The sequence below is a fragment of the Pantoea sp. sgz302252 genome, from assembly GCF_047713085.1.
Lineage (GTDB): Bacteria > Pseudomonadota > Gammaproteobacteria > Enterobacterales > Enterobacteriaceae > Scandinavium.
On the sequence record NZ_JBLFJW010000012.1, the window covers coordinates 112,914 to 130,338 of the forward strand.

Consider the following 17,425-nt stretch of genomic DNA (forward strand, 5'->3'; position numbering starts at 1 on the left):
TTCATACTCCTCACAAGGCCACGGTCAGTAGCAGCACCACCAGCGCCACCACCACGTACAGGCAATACAGGCGGAAATCACCGCTCTGCATCCGTTGAACGACCGCGCCCACGCGCTGAACGGCACGCACCACAGGCCAGATAATTCGCTCATCCCAGAATGGTTCGACCGCTGCCGCGCCGTCTGTCGCTTTGGTCAGGCCACGGCCCAGTGCAGCCGAAGGATCGAGCTGTTTACGCATCCGATAGAGCGGCGCGAACATCACGCGCAAAGGCTGGGTGAAACTGCCCGCCGAAGCCGACATGGCTTCTTCCCACGCATAACCACAAGCCCACGGTTCACCGCGACGACGGAAAGCACCGCGCTCGCCGCGCAGCACCCACCACACCGCCAGCGGCAGCACAGGCAGAGCAATCAGCAACAGGAAGGAAATCGCAGGAGAAAGCATGGCCTGAGCGCTGTTACCCGGCTGCAAGACAGCGTTGCCGGCAACAATCACATCAGAAGCATGCGTTAAGGAAGTGGCGACTTTCGTCAGGATCGGCGCGGCGACAGAAGCCCCAACACCCAGCGCGACACAGAGTAGCGCCATCACAATCATCGCCGCCGTCATCGGCCACGGCACCTCTCGTGCGTGTTCAGCCTGTTCGCTGCGAGCGCCGCCGCAGAAGCTAATGCCGTACACTTTCACGAAGCACATCGCCGCCAGCGCACCGGTTATCGCCAGCATCACAATGGCAATCGGCCCCGCCAGACGCATCGCGAAATCGCCATCGTGGCTCATGGTGAACAGCGACTGATAGGTGAACCATTCACTGACAAAGCCGTTTAACGGCGGCAAGGCAGAAATGGACATGCAGCCAATCAGGAACGCGGTGCCGGTCAGTGGCATCAGCTTCGCCAGGCCGCCCATTTTTTCCATATCGCGGGTATGAACACGGAAAATCACAGCGCCTGCCCCAAGGAACAGCAGCCCTTTAAACAAGGCATGATTGAGCAAATGGAACAGCGCGCCGAGCAGACCAATGGTCGCCAGCACAGGATGATGAGTGGCAATGCCGACCATTCCCACGCCGACGCCCATCAGGATGATGCCGATGTTCTCGACGGTGTGCCACGCCAGCAGGCGTTTGATGTCGTGTTCAGCCAGCGCATACAAGACGCCTAATACGGAAGAGACTGCGCCAAAGGCCAGCACCACAATCCCCCACCAGCTTTCGGTGGCACCAAGGAGATCGACCCCGACTTTGAGAATGCCGAAAATCCCGATTTTCACCATTACGCCCGACATCAGCGCCGAAGCGTGGGAAGGTGCCGCCGGGTGCGCACGAGGCAACCAGCTATGCAATGGCAGCATCCCCGCTTTCGCGCCAAAACCCAGAAACGCGAGGATAAAGACCCACGACGCCACAACAGGCGAAAGGTGTAACTGGCGGAAGGATTCAAATTCCAGGCTGCCACTTTCCCGCCACATCAGGAAAAACGCCACCATGATCAGCACCGATCCGGCGTGGGCAATGAAGAAGTAAAGCAAGCCCGCTTTGATCGACTCTTCGCTCTGATCGGCGATCACCAGGAACCAGGAAGCCAGCGACATCATCTCGAACAGAATGATGAACCAGAAGCCGTTATCCATCACCACCAGGCCGACCATCGAGGCGATAAACAGGTTCATAAAGAACCCCATCGAGGCCGCGCCTTTGCCCAAATATTCCTGCATATAAGAAAGCGAATAGAGCGCGCACAGGGTCACCAGCAGCGAGATGACCATCACCATAAACGCAGCGAGACTGTCCATACGCACGCTGAAGGCCGCGAAAGGGAAAGGCCCGGCGGCAAGCCAGGTGTGCACTTCCCCGCTCAGCAGAACAGGCACCGCGCTGCACAACCCCAGCAGGCCGCCCGCAATAGCGCTTATACCGGCGAGTTTGATTGCCAGCGCTTCATTTTTTTGCAGCAGCAAAGAGAGCACGCCCCCAAGGACGTACAGCCCCACCGACCCCATCAGTAATTGCAGTGAGTCCATTAGCGTTGCTCCCCGGCATGGTTGGTCAGCGTATCTGGCATCAGCAGGGCCGTTTGCGCCCGACGCTGTTTCATCTGCTCCGCCACGGCATCAGGTTCAACCAGATGCAGCGCATGTGTCGGGCACGAACGCACACAGGCCGGGCCTTCCGGCAGGAAGTGGCACATATCGCATTTCACCGCGATGGTGCGCACACCCGCATTCCAGCTCAGGAAAGGATTCATGCTGTCGTTGCTAACCGGCACATCGCTCAGCAATGAGGCTGGCACGAAGTGCTCAAACTGAGTCGGTACGTCCAGCGGCGTGCTGCCCGCAGGGGTTATTGCGCCGAACGGGCAAACCAGGCCACACAGTTTGCAGCCGATGCACAGGCTTTCGTTGATCTGCACGCAGTCCCCTTCCAGGGCGATGGCGTTGACCGGACAAACGCGTTTGCAGGGCGCATCTTCACAGTGACGACACAGCACCGGGGCCGTGTGGTCATCAGTTCGCGCCATCGTTAGCCTCGGATGTTGCTGAAGCCCCTCAGATTTGTGGACATCAGAGCAAGCTGCCAGGCAGGTATTGCACCCGATGCACCACTGAGGGTCCGCAATCACAAAGCGGTTCATGGTGATTCCTCGTGAACGGAAGAAAAAGATTTCGCTGGTCTAGCAAATTGCATGCCACATAAAAATCACCATAAAAACCAATGAAATAACGGCATTCAACACGCAACGACGACTGTCATCGACAGCATGACGACGTTTGTGTCGACGGCTTTTTGTCGGCACCGATTCGCCGCCGTCACTTGTGGCGAACCCACGTCATAAATGTCATTAACGGGGTGTCGACTTGCACTTAAAGACTAAAAATCAAAGAGATAAAAAGTGGCCTGCATCTTGCTTTGACGCGAGGAAGCATTCAGTCCGGAGTCGTTATGCACGAGATAACCCTCTGCCAACGGGCAGTAGAAATCATTGAACAACAGGCGCAGGCCAATGGCGCTCGCCGTGTCAGCGCCGTGTGGCTGAAAGTGGGGGCGTTTTCCTGCGTTGAGCCTTCGGCGCTGAATTTCTGTTTTGAACTGGTGTGCCGCGGCACGCTGGCGGAAGGCTGTGAACTGCACTTAGAGGAACAAACCGCCGAGTGCTGGTGCCCCGAATGTCAGGCCTATGTGCAACTGGTATCGCAACACGTTCGTCGCTGCCCGCAGTGCCATAGCGACAAGCTGCAAATCGTCGCGGATGACGGCCTGCAAATTCAGCGCATCGAAGTGATAGAGGAATAAGACATGTGTACAACCTGTGGTTGCGCGGACGGCAACCGTTATATCGAAGGGGACGAACATAATCCCCATTCCGCTTTTCGCAGTGCCCCTTTTGCCCCGGCGTCACGCCCGGCAATGACGATAACGGGACTCAAACAAGACTTCAGTCCACTGCAATCTACCGACGGCGATTTGCATTACGGTCATGGCGAAGCGGGTACGCATGCGCCCGGCATGAGCCAGCGCAAAATGCTGGAGGTGGAAATCGACGTGCTGGATAAAAATAACCAGCTTGCCGCACGTAACCGAGCCCGTTTCTCTGCCAGCCAGTTACTGGTGTTGAATCTGGTTTCCAGCCCGGGTTCCGGTAAAACGACGCTGCTGACCGAAACGCTGCAAAGGCTGAAAGAAAAAGTCCCCTGTGCGGTTATCGAAGGCGATCAGCAAACCATCAACGACGCCGAACGCATTCGCGCCACAGGCACCCCCGCGATTCAGGTGAATACCGGCAAAGGCTGCCATCTGGATGCGCAAATGATTGCCGATGCCGCGCCGCGCCTGCCGTTGAAAGAGAACGGCATTCTGTTTATCGAAAACGTCGGCAATCTGGTGTGCCCTGCGAGTTTCGATTTGGGCGAGCGCCACAAAGTCGCGGTGCTTTCGGTCACTGAAGGTGAAGACAAACCGCTGAAATACCCGCAAATGTTTGCTGCCGCTTCCCTGCTGTTGCTGAACAAAATCGACCTGCTGCCCTACCTGAATTTTGATGTGGAGAAATGCCTGGCCTACGCGCGGCAGGTGAATCCTGATATCGAAGCCATCCTGATTTCAGCCACCAGCGGTGAAGGCATGGACCAGTGGCTGAACTGGCTGGAGGCACAACGATGTGCATAGGCGTTCCGGGGCAAATCTGCGCCATTAATGGCAATCAGGCCAAAGTAGATGTCTGCGGCGTGCAGCGGGATGTCGACCTGACGCTGGTCGGTGCACAGGACGAGCAAGGTCAGCCGCGCATGGGCCAATGGGTGCTGGTGCACGTCGGTTTTGCCATGAGCGTGATTGATGAGCACGAAGCCCGTGACACGCTCGCGGCGCTCCAGAACATGTTCGAAGTTGAACCTGACGTTGGGGCTTTGATGTGGGGTGAGGAGCGATAATGCGTTTCGTCGATGAATACCGCGCGCCAGAACAGGTGATGCAGCTTATTGAGCACCTGAAAAAGCGAGCACCGCTGCTGCCCTGGTCCGCAGAACGCCCGCTGCGAATCATGGAAGTCTGCGGCGGACACACTCACGCCATTTTCCGCTTCGGCCTCGACCAACTGTTGCCCGACAACATCGAGTTCATTCATGGGCCGGGTTGCCCGGTTTGCGTCCTGCCGATGGGCCGCATTGATACTTGTATTGATATCGCTACGCTGCCGGAAGTTATCTTCTGCACCTTTGGCGATGCGATGCGCGTGCCGGGTAAAAACGGTTCGCTGATGCAGGCCAAAGCGCGTGGCGCGGATATCCGCATCGTTTATTCCCCGATGGATGCCCTGCGGATTGCGAAGGAAAACCCGCAGCGCAAAGTGGTGTTCTTCGGCCTCGGATTTGAAACCACGATGCCCGCCACCGCCATCACGTTGCAACAGGCTCGCGCGCAGCATCTTGAGAATTTTTTCTTTTTCTGCCAGCACATCACGCTCATCCCCACGCTTCGCAGTTTACTTGAGCAGCCCGATAACAGCATCGACGCGTTCCTCGCGCCCGGCCATGTCAGCATGGTGATTGGCACCGAAAGCTATGGCTTTATCGCCGCTGATTTTCAGCGCCCGCTGGTGGTTGCCGGGTTTGAACCACTGGATCTTCTGCAAGGCGTTTGCATGCTGGTCGAACAGAAAATTGCCGGGCATGCACAGGTTGAAAATCAGTATCGCCGCGTGGTTCCCGATGCCGGCAACGCGCTGGCGCAAAAAGCCATCGCGGAGGTGTTTGCGGTGAAAGGCGACAGCGAATGGCGCGGCCTTGGCGTGATTGCTGAATCCGGCGTGCAGTTAACAAAAGACTATCAACGCTTTGATGCCGAAGCGCATTTTCAGCCGCCACAGCGTGAAGTCAGCGACGATCCTTTGGCCCGTTGCGGTGAAGTGCTAACCGGGCGCTGCAAGCCGCATCAATGCCCGCTGTTTGGCAAAACCTGTAACCCGCAAAGTGCCTTTGGCGCGCTGATGGTGTCTTCAGAAGGCGCATGCGCGGCCTGGTATCAGTATCGCAGTCAGGAGGGTCAACAATGAAAACCGTACAACTCGCTCACGGCAGCGGCGGCCAGGCCATGCAGCAGTTAATCAACACGCTGTTTATGCAGGCATTTTCTAACCCCTGGCTGGCTGAGCAGGAAGATCAGGCGCGTATCAGTCTGTCAACGCTCACCGCCAGCGGCGACCGCCTGGCTTTTTCCACCGACAGCTATGTTATCGACCCACTGTTTTTCCCGGGCGGTGATATCGGCAAGCTGGCCATTTGCGGCACGGCCAATGATGTTGCCGTCAGCGGTGCCATTCCCCGCTATCTTTCCTGCGGCTTTATTCTGGAAGAAGGTCTGGAAATGGCTGTGCTGGAACAGGTTGTGACGAGCATGGCACAGACGGCAAAAGCGGCGGATATCGCGATAGTCACCGGCGACACCAAAGTGGTGCCGAGAGGCGCGGCAGACAAGCTGTTTATCAACACCGCGGGCATTGGCGCAATTCCGCAAACCATTCACTGGGGCGCTTCGCAATTGGCTCCAGGGGATGTGTTGCTGGTGAGCGGCACGCTCGGCGATCACGGCGCGGCCATTCTCAACCTGCGCGAAAAGCTTGGGCTTGATGGCGACCTGCAAAGCGACTGCGCCGTGTTAACCCCACTGATTCAGTCCCTGCGGGATATCCCCGGCGTAAAAGCGCTGCGTGATGCGACGCGCGGCGGCGTGAATGCTGTCGCCCATGAGTTTGCGGCGGCTTGCGGCTGCGGTGTCTTGCTCAACGAAACTCAATTGCCAGTCAAACCCGCCGTGCGTGGCGTGTGCGAGCTGCTGGGGCTGGATGCGCTAAATTTTGCCAATGAAGGAAAACTGGTGATTGGCGTAGCGGCTGAAGCCGCCGGGCATGTGCTGAGTCAGTTACGAGCGCATCCTCTTGGTCGCGATGCCGCCATCATTGGTGAAGTGACTGCGCAAAGAGGCGTCCATCTGCAAGGACTTTACGGCGTGAAGCGCACGCTCGATTTACCGCATGCCGAACCGCTGCCGCGGATTTGCTAAGCACTGACTCCGCGCCAGGACACTATCATGCCAACGACACCGATAAGCGATCTCAGCCAGCAGGGCCTGTTTGAGCTGACCCGTACTTTGCTGCAACAGACAGATTTAACCGCCGTCAGCGAGACAATCACGCACCTGATAAGGCAGGCAGGGCTTGCCGACCGGGTCGCCTTACTGTTTTGGCAACAAGGTTTTCAGACGCTGAATGTCTACAGCAGCACGCTCGTTAACGACGATAAGATTCCGCTGGAACAGGGACCGATGCGGCGTCTGCTTTCCCGGCCAGATACGCTGAATTGCGATTACGCCGCGTTTTGCGAAACCTGGCCTGAGCTTCTTCAGCATCCTCATTACGAGAAATTTGCTCGCTACGGATTACTGCCACTGGCAACCGAGGGCCGTATTTTTGGCGGCTTCGAGGTGCTGCGTGGTGAAAATCGCCCCTGGAGCAGTAAAGAACTTCAGCGTCTGCAAACGCTGGCTCAGCTACTCGCCGTCGTCACGGAACAATTCCAGACGCGGCAACGTTCCAGCAGCGATTACCAGCAGCTGTGTCAGGAACGCGATAACTTCCGCATTCTGGTGGATATCACCAACGCCGTACTCTCGCGGCTGGATATCGACGAACTGGTGAGCGAAGTCGCGAAAGAGATCCACCACTATTTCCGCATTGATGCCATCAGTGTGGTGCTGCGTGGCAATGAAGAAGGCAAGCTCAACGTCTTCACCAGCCACTATCTTGATGGCGAAACCCCGCTGCACAGCCTGAGCGAAGTGGATGAGAACGGTACGCTCAGCGAGCAGGTTTTCAAAAGCAGAGAGATGCTGCTTTTGCCGAATCCCACGTTAAGCCTGCTGGCACAGGGCGATCGCAACCTGTTCGCGATGTGGGGCAACGAACTGAAAAGCCTGTGCTTGCTGCCGCTGATGTCCGGCTCGACGCTGTTGGGCGTGCTGAAACTGGCGCAGTGTCATGAAGAAGTGTTCAGCGCCAGCAACCTTCGCTTATTGCGCCAGGTTGCCGGGCGTGTCGCCATCGCCGTCGATAACGCGCTGGCCTATCAGGAAATCCGCAGGCTGAAGGAACGGCTGACGGATGAAAACAAAGTCCTGACGGAACAACTGAACAGTCTCGATAACGATTTTGGCGAGATTATCGGCCGCAGCGATGCCATGCTCAGCGTGCTTAAACAGGTCGAAATGGTCGCGCAAAGTGACAGTACCGTGCTGATTCTGGGTGAAACCGGCACAGGAAAAGAGCTGATTGCGCGCGCCATTCATCATCTTAGCCACCGCAGCGAACGGCGAATGATCAAGATGAACTGCGCCGCAATGCCTTCCGGGCTGCTGGAAAGCGATCTGTTTGGCCACGCCAAAGGTGCATTTACGGGGGCCAGCGCACCTCGAACAGGGCGTTTCGAGCTGGCCGATAAGAGCTCGCTGTTTCTGGATGAAGTCGGCGATATGCCGCTGGAACTGCAGCCTAAACTGCTGCGCGTGCTTCAGGAGCAGGAATTCGAACGGCTGGGCAGCCATAAACTGATCCAGACGGATGTCAGACTGATCGCCGCCACCAACCGCGATCTGCGTCAAATGGTGGAGGATCGTGAGTTTCGCAGCGATCTGTACTATCGCCTGAACGTGTTCCCCATCGAGCTTCCACCGCTGCGTGACAGAGCAGAAGACATTCCCCTGCTGGCAAAAGCGTTCACCAGCAAAATTGCACGACGCCTTGGCCGCAAAATAGACAGCATTCCAGCGGAAACATTACGTGCGCTGAGCCAGATGCCGTGGCCGGGCAACGTGCGCGAACTGGAAAATGTCATTGAGCGTGCGGTGCTGTTGAGCCCTGGAAACGTGTTGCAGCTTTCGCTGCAGGACCCTTTTTTGACGCAAGTGGCGACAGCGATAACCCCTGTAGAACCGCCGCTCGAAGGCGAGGATGAATATCAACAAATCGTCCGTATATTGCGAGAAACCAATGGTGTAGTCGCCGGGCCGAAAGGTGCTGCACAGCGTCTCGGCTTAAAGCGCACCACGCTGCTTTCCCGTATGAAACGGTTGGGGATCGAGAAAGAGACGCTGTGATTTTGCAGCGTTTACTTATTTCTTGGGGCGATACTTTTCCGGCAGTTCCGGTACAGCGCGACGATCGTCAATCAGATGCAACACCGTTAAAATCGGGTGTCGCCACAGCATTCTCGGCCCCGCCCAGCGCATAATCTGCTTCATCTCTTCGCGTTTCGCGGGCTGATAACAGTGCACGGGGCACTGCTTACAGGCAGGCTTTTCTTCGCCAAAGACACATTTATCCAGCCTTTTGTCAGCATACGCATTCAGTGCGGCATAATGTCCGGCTTGCTGATTCGCCTGCGGGCAGCGTTGTTCGTATAACGCGATCATCCTGTTTATCGTCAATTTTTCTCTGCGGATGCGGCTTCCCATGATCCCAAACCTTCAACCAATAAGTTGCATCAATAATACTCCTTAACGCTATCCGGCACCATCCGCTGGGCCAGAGTCCAAAAAGAGACTCCTTTTTTGTTGGATGAAAAATGAACAGTGGTTATTATTTGCGCACTTTCCGGGAGGAGTCCGGTCACTTTCTCGTAAGGATGTCTTCGCTCTTTTTTGTAGAACTTCTCTTTTATGCTCTCAACGAAACTTTTTCCTGCCATGGTGCTGTGCGCCTCCACGCTCATTGCCGGTCACGCTTGCGCTTTTAATCTGCCTTCGAATTTTACGTCGCTGAATGACCACAGCCTGACCCGTCAGGTTTCTCACCCTCAGACCGAAGCCGTAAAAGCAAAAATTCTCGCCGAATATTCGCAATGGAAAGGCACCCGCTACCATTTAGGGGGGCATTCGCATCGCGGGATCGACTGTTCCGCGCTGATGCAGGAAATCTTTCAGGGCTCGATGAGCATGGACCTGCCCCGCACGACAGGTGAGCAGATACATAACGGCTATCGCATCAGCAAAGGGGAGTTAAAACCTGGCGATTTGGTGTTCTTTAAAACGTCCCGAGCGACTCGCCATGTCGGCGTGTACGTGGGGAATAACGAGTTCATTCACGCGTCGAAGAAGAAAGGCGTCACCGTCTCGAATCTTGATAATGAATACTGGCTGGCCCACTACGAAACAGCTCGCAGGCTGGATGCTGACGCATAACGCTTGTTGTCATAAAAAAATCGAGCTGCAATCCAGCGTTCCGTGAAACGTTGCATATCGTACCGAATGTCTGGAACCCAGCTCGCAATCAGGAACATTCCTCGCCAGCCATCCCTGATTTTTTGTCCCGTAAACGTATACTCCGCACAGGCTGATAAGGAGTGACGAACAATGATTCAAGGACAAACCGTTGCCAATGAAATATCCAAAGTGGCTCGTCAACTGACAGTAAGCTATGTCAGAAAGCGCCATCAGGATCCAAAAACAAGGCGTACGCGGCATTACAGCCGCCATCCAAGCCTGGTGCTAACCGGAAACTGGCTGGAAGAAGCCGGCTTTGCGACAGGCGTAGTCGTTAACGTGTCGATACAGCAAGGTATGTTGATATTGCAGGCGCAACCGCAAGGAGACACAACCTCAGGTTGAGGCCAACGGGGTGTCACTTTTTGTTGAGGTTTTGGCACACTTGCAGCCGCAGTTTTTGCTGCGTGATCGTTGCCGTTCATGCGACAATAACGGCAACGATGAATATGAAAAATGCCTGAATATTATTGTTTTCCAACGAAATGGACATCTTGCCTCCATGACCACGACTGAAAATTTCGAAGCACATACCCCGATGATGCAACAGTATAGAAAATAAGATGATAGTAAATTGACATATATGGATATTTAAATAAAAACAAACACGACAAGCTACCTATAGGCTACAAATAGTGAAATCAATCTGGCTGCTCTTGTATAAGCTGGATTTCTAAAAGGTATGTTTTCCTCTAAAAACTCATCGGCAAAAAACATAATTCACAGCAGGTTTACTGTTGTGTCTTAGGAAATCCGATGCCATCTCCGCTGCGTATAGCGTTTCTAAGTAATACATCAAAAACTGTTTGGATGGTAGTTGGCACGTATGGTATCTGTCGAGGGCGATGGGTTGAGTATGTGTTTTCTTGGTTTCTCTATTTCTTAACTAGTTTCAAAATGTTAAATCGATCACAAAAAGGTGATAGTAGAAACTATGAGCATATGATTTGCCATTTTTTGAGGGTTGAATGTAGACAAGCCTGTTGGCAAAATTGTTGATGTAGTTATGACTACTTTTTTGGGATTTTGAAATCCTACACAGCAATGACAACATAGTACCATCAAGAAATAGTTAAAAAGGAAATAATATGTCTGCAAAACTATGTTTCTTCCCCGTAGGTAATGGGGATATGACACTTATTCAAACTGAAGATGGAAAAAATATATTAATCGATTGCCGTATTAGGGATGGAGAAGAACATCCTGATGTCCGCTCACAACTTAGAGAAAAACTATCTCGTGATAGCGAAGGGCGTCTTTTCGTCAATCTTTTTATTTGGACGCATCCTGATTCAGATCATTGTGATGGAGTATCTGATCACTTTCACTTGGGGAAACCTGAAAATTGGAGTGAACAGAGCGATAAAATTTTCATCAATGAAATTTGGTCAAGCCCAATTGTATTTAGACGCCATCATGCTCAAAATCATCCATTATGTGATGATGCAATAGCGTTAAATACAGAAGTGAAGAGAAGAGTTAATCTTTACAAAGAGAAGGGCTATTTGGATGGTGTCGGAAATCAAGTCTTGGTCTTAGGAAAAGACGAGAATGGGAAAACTGATGATATACCATATATTCTTTTAGAATTAGATAATACAACCAGTTATATTAACGGAGAATCTTCATCAGTTTTTCAAGCCAGGTTATTAGGTCCATCACCCAAGAAAGACCTCGACGAGTTAGAAGATAAATTAGGTAAAAATCATTCGAGTGTTATCATAAACTTTGAATTAAGAGGTGATAACAAAACTGCTTATTTTTTAAGTGGAGGTGATGCTGAGGTTGTGTGCTGGGAAGGTGTAAAAGATCGTCTATCAGACAAGAATGAAATGTCATGGTTAGATTATGATATCTTACAAACACCACATCATTGTTCTTGGCACAGTATATCTCATGATAGTCTAAGCCAAAAAGGCGACGATGCAAAAACCTCTGAAAAAGCAATGGAGGTATTTAACCGTGCAAAACAAAATGCTTTCATTATATCAAGCTCGAAAACAATAGAAGACGATGAAAAAGATCCTCCAGCTTACCGAGCAAAAGAAGAGTATGAGAAAATAACAGATGATAAAAACGGTCAATTTCTGTGCGTATCTGATCACAAAAAAAATGGGAAAAATGTTCCTTTAGAAATTGAAATTTCCAGTAATGGTATTAAGAAGATAGCGGCATCTACATTAGGTATGGCAGAATCATCTAATGCAGCCGTAAATAGACAAGGTGGTGGTGGTTATGCCTGACTGTCTTAAAAAAAAGATAGATCAGTTAAATAGAATCCTTGCACCTTATGGTGCAAGGAAGCTGTCTAATACTGAATTATCTATTCTTGATGAAAAATATGTATGTGTCTGGGAATTATCTACAGATTTAGTATTCAATGACGACTCAATTGTATTACAAATCAGGTATAAAAGTTTAACATTGCATGATATCCCAGAAGTATTTGTATCATCTCCAGTAATAAATGTATGTCAATTACCTCATATAGAAAAAAATGGTAAACTATGTGTTTGGCCAAGTACATATATTATTGATTTGAGTGATAATTCATATGTTCTTGAATTATTAAGTGATGCCTATTCAATGTTGAAAAAAGGCATCAAAGGAGATCTTAGAGATGATTTCATTGACGAGTTTCAGAATTACTGGATTTATCATTGCAATAAAATAGAACGTGTTATTAGCCTATGTGATTTGAGCATAAAAAAAACAAGATTAGTATACGGCTACAAAGCAAAAACATTAGGATGGATATATTCTGATGTCGAGCAAAAATTAATTAATTGGTTAGATAATCAGAAACTACTATCCTCCAATTCAGATAACTCTAATGCAAGAGATACACACCTACGTCAAAGACAACTGTCCAGAATAATATCTATTACATTAATATTTTTTGAAAACGCATGGTATCCAGAACAATATCCAAGAACAATAAGAGATTTATTCAATTTAATCAATGAATATCATAGTGAGCCAGATATAGTTGATGAGTTTATTTTAAAATCAATAGCAAATATATTTAATCGCAACCCAAGTGTTTTAATAGCATTTCCTACACCCTCAGGAATGAATATTATAGGAATTAGAATTTCTGAGAATGTAGGTGATCGTCATACAGATAGGTATGATACAAGAGCTATCGCTAACGGTCGATTCCACATTAATTCATTATTAGATGGTCATAGAGATTATATCGATGGCCGCATTTTAAAGAATAGAATTGGTGAGTTAAAAGCACAAAACATCTTAGTTGAACGTAACGATAACTCATGGATAATGGGTAGAGATCATAATCCTACTTATAAAAAAATATCTGAGCATACTGTAGCTATAATCGGATGTGGCTCAGTCGGTTCATCTATATCGAGGCTGTTAATACAATCTGGCATTACAAATATAATGCTCTGGGATGAAGACTCTATGAAATCAGAAAATTCTTCACGACATCTCCTGGGGTTCGATTCTGTTAACAAAAATAAAGCATCTGCTCTCGCATCCAAACTTCGTTTAGAATTTCCAAACACCAATATAGAGTATTTTAATGAAGAATGGTCCGAAAACGCTGAATCAAGTACAAGAATTACTGAGGCTGACCTTATTCTAAGCTGCACAGCCGATTGGAATACCGAGCAACAACTGTTAAGTAAACAATCTCAATATAATTTGGGCGTTCTTGTTTTTGCTTTTGTTGAAGCCCATGCAATGGCTGGACATGTAATAGTAAATCAAATAGATTCTGGTGCTTTTAATGCCTGGCATTACACACAAGGTGAAAAAATAGGTGCATTGAGATATCCTGCTACATATTGGAAAGAAAATACAAAAAAAAGAATTGCTGCTTGTGCTGGAGAATTTCAGCCTTATGGAGCGATACCTTTAGCAAACTTACATTCACTTGCGGCAAGAACAATAATCGACTTAATATTGAATAGATTTCCTGACAGTTCCTTTGCATATAGCTATCTTGGTAGACAAGAAGAACTGGTAGAACTTGGTGGTCAATGGAATAATTGTTGGATAAATAAATTTGGCAATCCAAATAAAGGCGATCGAATCATTTCTTTGATTTATGAAAACTCAAATTGGATGACTAACGATGCATAAATTTTATAGTTTTGATTTAGATTTTTATATATGCATCAGTGAAGATATTATGGAAGAGTTATTTTCTTATAGACAGAAAAATTGCCTAAGCAAAGAGTCTGGAGGAATGTTATTTACAAATAAACTTGATAACACAGAAATAGAAATAAATAAAATCTCAACACCTTGCTCATCTGACATAAGGAAAAGAAACTATTTCAAATTAGATGAAAAAAAAGCAAAACAAGAAGTATTAATACAATTTGAAAATGGTTTCCATTATTTAGGCGACTGGCATACACACAACGAATCTATTGCAAACCCATCACCTACTGATATTAATAGCATTCATGAGTTATTTACCAAATCTAAACATCGCAGACCATTTTTTATAATTTTAATAATCCCTAATCAAAATGTAATATCTAATTGTTATTTGGCAGCGGCAGATGGAAAAAAGATATACCAATTTAAATATAAAAATCAAACAACAACAATTTAGAAAAGACTATAAATTAAGGAGAGCAAAGTGTCTATAATTAAAAGTTTTTCAGTAGGAAATGGTGATATGTGCTATATAAAGCATAATAGTGATAATTTCACAATCATTGATTGCAACATTAATACTGGAAATGCCAAAGGCATTATAGAAGAAATAAAAGAGCAATCAGCTCAAAAGAGTATAAAGCGATTTATATCAACTCATCCTGATGAAGATCATTTCGGGGGTATTCATCTGCTTGATGATGAAATAAAAATCCATAACTTTTATGTAATAAAAAATAAAGCGATAAAAAAAGATATTACAGTTTCATTTGAGAGATACTGTTCCTTACGTGATGATTGTGATAAAGCTTTTTATATATCTAAAGGATGCACACGTAAATGGATGAATAAAAGTGATGAAAACCGTTCAAGCTCTGGAATAAGTATTCTATGGCCTGATCTAAAAAACCCTTTCTTTATTGAGGCGTTAAGTGCCTGCGAAACAGGTGAAAATTATAACAATACCTCAGCAGTAATTAGATATAGCCTCAATAATGGTGCCAGCATAATGTGGTTAGGAGACCTTGAAACTGAGTTTATGGAAAATATTGCCAATGACATACATTTAGAAAAAACCACAATTGTTTTTGCAGCGCATCATGGTAGAAAGTCAGGAAAAATACCAGATTCATGGCTGAAAAAGTTAGATCCTCAATATATTATTATCGGAGAAGCCCCATCTCGACATTTAAATTATTATACCGGATACCAAAAAATAACCCAAAACAGAGCCGGTGATATTACAATGAAATGCATCGATGATAAAGTTCATTTTTACGTATCGAATGCAGCCTATGAAAAAGAGTCTTTGATTGATGAACAAGTATATGACACATCTCTCGGGTACTACATCGGCTCACTTACAGTAGAAAAAGAATATACGTTATAGATTCATATTCAAAGTACAATATTAATCTCTATTTTTAAACGATAAGAGTATAATTTCAAATTATACTCTTATTACTAAGAATTAAATACTAATTATCAGCACCGACAGCCACTGCACTTGTAACCATCCTATTACCATAATGCCTTGAAATAACTGAGAAAATAAAGGTCGTTATGAAAAGAAAGGCAAGCACCATCCATTTTATATGCAAGCCATCAATTGAAATTAATTTCAATAAACCAGCACATAAAAACATAACTAAGGTTGCGCTACATAAATCTCTAAATAAAAGAAAATTTTTATGTGCATCAATCACCTGAGCACTTGATTCAGTTTTCTTATAAATATTTTTATACCAAAAGGGATTCCTATCTTGCTCTGGCATATCATGCAGAAAAAGCTCAGGCCATTTGTTTTGTAAATCATTCATGTTCAGGCGTTCATCTTTACGACAAAGTTCAATAACTCTATTTCCTGGTAATACTCGTTTAACCCGCCAAAAGATCAGAATATGTTTGAAGTTTTGAGGTATGATATTAACTAATAACAACGATATGACGGATACCCCTCCAGAGATACCGAGCCCCGCATAAATATTCTTGATATTAACATATCCTTCTACGCCTAACTGAATTAAAAATATAACAACGCAGAGTACAGTTATAACTGCATATATAGTAGTTTTATTCGATTCTTTTAAATTTTTAGTTTCACTCATTAAATCACCTTTTCGTGATATGCCATATCATTGGAAGACAATTATAGCTAAAAACCGTGAAAATCTCCATCAACAAATTGTTTTTCTCCTTTCAGTCGAAAAAAAATACGCACACACTTCTTAAAGCAACTATAAATAACTATTTATAAAATTACACTGAAAGATGCAGGTCATAATCTTTTTTTATCAAAATTTCCAAAACGTAATTTCCCAGTATTTGAAGTGATTAATTCTTTTTATTTTGAAGCAATTAGCGAGGATATATCTACCGACATAAAATCTAAATTATCGCACCACCAATTCGCAAATATATACACATTCTGGCTCATAAGCCTAAGAGCTTCCGAAAAATCATTCTTTGCAAACATCTCATTTATTGATTTCAAACTCTCAACTCCTGTCTTATTTACGATGATTCTAAACATATCTTCACTTGGATATGCATTGATTTCCCTCAGTGTCAGCATAGTTGTCACCCCCTTCTGAAAATAAATCCAGAGGGTGATGGAGTGACAAATGAAACATATTTCCCCGGAACGTAAAGCCACCACATTGGCAAAATTGCTGCCCCCATACAACATGACCGTCGCAGCTGTTGCACAGATGGAAGGGATATCGGAAGCTACCCTTTATAACTGGCGTAATCAGGCTAAAACAGAGGGGAAACCGGTGCCGGGTGCAGACAAAAATAGTGAACAGTGGCCTGCCGAAGCGCGGCTCGCCGTTATTGTGGAAACGACCACATTAAGTGAAGTGGAAATCGCCGAATACTGCCGTAAAAAGGGGCTTTACTCTGCGCAGATAGCGCAGTGGAAACAGGCTTTTTTACAGGTTCCTTCTGGTGATGATAAAGCAGCGTTAAAACACGTGCAGAAAGAAAACAAGCAGTTGAAAAAGGAACTGCTTCGTAAGGACAAAGCTCTGGCGGAGGCGGCAGCGCTCCTGGTGTTACGAAAAAAGCTCAGGGACTACTACGGGGAAACGGACGAGGACGACTGATACCGGGTGATGAAAGGCAGCAATTTATCGGGTGGATAAATGAGGCCGTCGCTGCCGGTGCACGTCGGGCGATGGCCTGCCGCGAAGTTGAGCTCAGCGAACGAACCTGGCAACGGTGGCAAAAATCCCCGGAAGACCGAAGAACCACAGTGATACGCCCGGAGCCCACCAACCGCCTGAGTGTGGAAGAAGAGCAGCAGATACGCGCTGTCTGTCATCAACCGGAATATGCCAGCCTGCCGCCGTCGCAAATCGTCCCGCGACTGGCGGATAAAGGGATTTATCTTGCGAGTGAATCGACGTTTTACCGGGTGCTGCGTCGTTCCGGGGAAGTCCACCTCCGGGGTCGCCAGGCTAAGCCATCGCGGGTAA

The 17,425-nt window shown here is 47.7% G+C and carries 19 protein-coding genes; 14 read left to right on the forward strand and 5 right to left on the reverse strand.

Translation table 11 applies throughout. The features are described 5' to 3' along the window. Positions 1–10: 10 nt before the first annotated feature. Entirely contained in the window at positions 11–2,026 is a 2,016-nt protein-coding gene (gene hyfB / locus ACLW56_RS11570; RefSeq protein ID WP_330983919.1) for a hydrogenase 4 subunit B, read from the reverse strand. After that, a complete protein-coding gene (locus ACLW56_RS11575; RefSeq protein WP_330983920.1) occupies positions 2,026–2,637 on the reverse strand; it encodes a 4Fe-4S dicluster domain-containing protein in 612 nt (203 codons plus the stop codon). Before ACLW56_RS11575 ends, hyfB begins: the two co-directional genes overlap by 1 nt. Before the next feature lie 308 nt (positions 2,638–2,945). Between ACLW56_RS11575 and hypA the strand changes: the two genes are divergently transcribed. The 6 genes from hypA to flhA are packed head-to-tail and all read left to right on the forward strand — an operon-like array spanning position 2,946 to position 8,648. Continuing rightward, a complete protein-coding gene (gene hypA / locus ACLW56_RS11580) occupies positions 2,946–3,296 on the forward strand; it encodes a hydrogenase maturation nickel metallochaperone HypA (RefSeq protein WP_330983921.1) in 351 nt (116 codons plus the stop codon). A gap of 3 nt (positions 3,297–3,299) precedes the next feature. Then, complete coding sequence (gene hypB, locus ACLW56_RS11585) at positions 3,300–4,169, forward strand: hydrogenase nickel incorporation protein HypB (RefSeq protein WP_330983922.1); 870 nt, start codon at positions 3,300–3,302, stop codon at positions 4,167–4,169. Continuing rightward, positions 4,160–4,432 (forward strand): HypC/HybG/HupF family hydrogenase formation chaperone, encoded by a 273-nt coding sequence (locus ACLW56_RS11590; protein WP_330983923.1) that lies wholly within the window; start codon positions 4,160–4,162, stop codon positions 4,430–4,432. The genes hypB and ACLW56_RS11590 overlap by 10 nt, the downstream gene beginning before the upstream one ends. Continuing rightward, positions 4,432–5,553, forward strand: coding sequence for a hydrogenase formation protein HypD (gene hypD, locus ACLW56_RS11595; protein ID WP_330983924.1), 1,122 nt, complete (start codon positions 4,432–4,434; stop codon positions 5,551–5,553). Before ACLW56_RS11590 ends, hypD begins: the two co-directional genes overlap by 1 nt. After that, on the forward strand, positions 5,550–6,560 hold the full coding sequence (hypE, locus tag ACLW56_RS11600) for a hydrogenase expression/formation protein HypE (protein ID WP_330983925.1): 1,011 nt from the start codon (positions 5,550–5,552) through the stop codon (positions 6,558–6,560). Before hypD ends, hypE begins: the two co-directional genes overlap by 4 nt. A gap of 27 nt (positions 6,561–6,587) precedes the next feature. Further along, the gene (gene flhA, locus ACLW56_RS11605; protein WP_330983926.1) at positions 6,588–8,648 is read left to right on the forward strand and encodes a formate hydrogenlyase transcriptional activator FlhA; all 2,061 of its coding nucleotides are present in this window, start codon (positions 6,588–6,590) and stop codon (positions 8,646–8,648) included. A gap of 15 nt (positions 8,649–8,663) precedes the next feature. Here flhA and ACLW56_RS11610 read toward each other — a convergent pair whose 3' ends face one another. After that, the gene (locus ACLW56_RS11610; protein ID WP_330983927.1) at positions 8,664–9,005 is read right to left on the reverse strand and encodes a nitrous oxide-stimulated promoter family protein; all 342 of its coding nucleotides are present in this window, start codon (positions 9,003–9,005) and stop codon (positions 8,664–8,666) included. Between the two features lie 204 nt (positions 9,006–9,209). Here ACLW56_RS11610 and ACLW56_RS11615 point away from each other — a divergent pair, with 204 nt between their 5' ends. The 6 genes from ACLW56_RS11615 (at position 9,210) to ACLW56_RS11640 (ending at position 15,336) form a co-directional block, all read left to right on the forward strand. Beyond that, positions 9,210–9,731 carry an NlpC/P60 family protein gene (locus tag ACLW56_RS11615; protein ID WP_330983928.1) on the forward strand — a complete coding sequence of 174 codons (522 nt, stop codon included), beginning with the start codon at positions 9,210–9,212 and terminating at the stop codon, positions 9,729–9,731. Between the two features lie 171 nt (positions 9,732–9,902). Further along, positions 9,903–10,157, forward strand: coding sequence for a SymE family type I addiction module toxin (locus tag ACLW56_RS11620; RefSeq protein WP_330983929.1), 255 nt, complete (start codon positions 9,903–9,905; stop codon positions 10,155–10,157). A gap of 743 nt (positions 10,158–10,900) precedes the next feature. Then, the gene (locus ACLW56_RS11625) at positions 10,901–12,055 is read left to right on the forward strand and encodes a hypothetical protein (RefSeq protein ID WP_330983930.1); all 1,155 of its coding nucleotides are present in this window, start codon (positions 10,901–10,903) and stop codon (positions 12,053–12,055) included. Further along, positions 12,048–13,922, forward strand: coding sequence for a ThiF family adenylyltransferase (locus ACLW56_RS11630; RefSeq protein WP_330983931.1), 1,875 nt, complete (start codon positions 12,048–12,050; stop codon positions 13,920–13,922). Before ACLW56_RS11625 ends, ACLW56_RS11630 begins: the two co-directional genes overlap by 8 nt. Continuing rightward, positions 13,915–14,403, forward strand: a complete 489-nt coding sequence (locus ACLW56_RS11635) for a Mov34/MPN/PAD-1 family protein (protein WP_199144122.1) — start codon at positions 13,915–13,917, stop codon at positions 14,401–14,403. Before ACLW56_RS11630 ends, ACLW56_RS11635 begins: the two co-directional genes overlap by 8 nt. A 27-nt stretch (positions 14,404–14,430) precedes the next feature. Beyond that, entirely contained in the window at positions 14,431–15,336 is a 906-nt protein-coding gene (locus ACLW56_RS11640) for a hypothetical protein (RefSeq protein WP_330983932.1), read from the forward strand. Between the two features lie 88 nt (positions 15,337–15,424). On the opposite strand, the gene ACLW56_RS11645 is transcribed toward ACLW56_RS11640, so the two are convergent. Together ACLW56_RS11645 and ACLW56_RS11650 are read right to left on the reverse strand one after the other, a co-directional pair. Then, positions 15,425–16,054 carry a hypothetical protein gene (locus ACLW56_RS11645; RefSeq protein ID WP_330983933.1) on the reverse strand — a complete coding sequence of 210 codons (630 nt, stop codon included), beginning with the start codon at positions 16,052–16,054 and terminating at the stop codon, positions 15,425–15,427. 236 nt (positions 16,055–16,290) lie between these two features. After that, the gene (locus tag ACLW56_RS11650) at positions 16,291–16,521 is read right to left on the reverse strand and encodes a hypothetical protein (protein WP_330983934.1); all 231 of its coding nucleotides are present in this window, start codon (positions 16,519–16,521) and stop codon (positions 16,291–16,293) included. Positions 16,522–16,570: 49 nt separating this feature from the next. Between ACLW56_RS11650 and ACLW56_RS11655 the strand changes: the two genes are divergently transcribed. Both ACLW56_RS11655 and ACLW56_RS11660 read left to right on the forward strand, forming a co-directional pair. Further along, positions 16,571–17,053: a transposase gene (locus ACLW56_RS11655; protein WP_330983935.1), complete on the forward strand. Its 483-nt coding sequence runs from the start codon at positions 16,571–16,573 to the stop codon at positions 17,051–17,053. A gap of 71 nt (positions 17,054–17,124) precedes the next feature. Beyond that, a partial coding sequence (locus ACLW56_RS11660; RefSeq protein ID WP_330983936.1) for a helix-turn-helix domain-containing protein occupies positions 17,125–17,425 on the forward strand: 301 nt, incomplete at its 3' end.

Excerpts from the sequence above, each read along its gene's own strand:
- ACLW56_RS11630 (WP_330983931.1), top strand. The coding sequence starts at position 12,048 with ATGCCTGACTGTCTTAAAAAAAAGATAGATCAGTTAAATAGAATCCTT.
- flhA (WP_330983926.1), top strand. The coding sequence starts at position 6,588 with ATGCCAACGACACCGATAAGCGATCTCAGCCAGCAGGGCCTGTTTGAG.
- ACLW56_RS11575 (WP_330983920.1), bottom strand. The coding sequence starts at position 2,637 with ATGAACCGCTTTGTGATTGCGGACCCTCAGTGGTGCATCGGGTGCAAT.
- ACLW56_RS11610 (WP_330983927.1), bottom strand. The coding sequence starts at position 9,005 with ATGGGAAGCCGCATCCGCAGAGAAAAATTGACGATAAACAGGATGATC.
- ACLW56_RS11590 (WP_330983923.1), top strand. The coding sequence starts at position 4,160 with ATGTGCATAGGCGTTCCGGGGCAAATCTGCGCCATTAATGGCAATCAG.
- ACLW56_RS11620 (WP_330983929.1), top strand. The coding sequence starts at position 9,903 with ATGATTCAAGGACAAACCGTTGCCAATGAAATATCCAAAGTGGCTCGT.
- ACLW56_RS11635 (WP_199144122.1), top strand. The coding sequence starts at position 13,915 with ATGCATAAATTTTATAGTTTTGATTTAGATTTTTATATATGCATCAGT.
- hypA (WP_330983921.1), top strand. The coding sequence starts at position 2,946 with ATGCACGAGATAACCCTCTGCCAACGGGCAGTAGAAATCATTGAACAA.
- ACLW56_RS11650 (WP_330983934.1), bottom strand. The coding sequence starts at position 16,521 with ATGCTGACACTGAGGGAAATCAATGCATATCCAAGTGAAGATATGTTT.
- hypE (WP_330983925.1), top strand. The coding sequence starts at position 5,550 with ATGAAAACCGTACAACTCGCTCACGGCAGCGGCGGCCAGGCCATGCAG.
- hyfB (WP_330983919.1), bottom strand. The coding sequence starts at position 2,026 with ATGGACTCACTGCAATTACTGATGGGGTCGGTGGGGCTGTACGTCCTT.
- hypD (WP_330983924.1), top strand. The coding sequence starts at position 4,432 with ATGCGTTTCGTCGATGAATACCGCGCGCCAGAACAGGTGATGCAGCTT.
- ACLW56_RS11645 (WP_330983933.1), bottom strand. The coding sequence starts at position 16,054 with ATGAGTGAAACTAAAAATTTAAAAGAATCGAATAAAACTACTATATAT.
- ACLW56_RS11625 (WP_330983930.1), top strand. The coding sequence starts at position 10,901 with ATGTCTGCAAAACTATGTTTCTTCCCCGTAGGTAATGGGGATATGACA.
- ACLW56_RS11615 (WP_330983928.1), top strand. The coding sequence starts at position 9,210 with ATGCTCTCAACGAAACTTTTTCCTGCCATGGTGCTGTGCGCCTCCACG.
- hypB (WP_330983922.1), top strand. The coding sequence starts at position 3,300 with ATGTGTACAACCTGTGGTTGCGCGGACGGCAACCGTTATATCGAAGGG.
- ACLW56_RS11655 (WP_330983935.1), top strand. The coding sequence starts at position 16,571 with ATGAAACATATTTCCCCGGAACGTAAAGCCACCACATTGGCAAAATTG.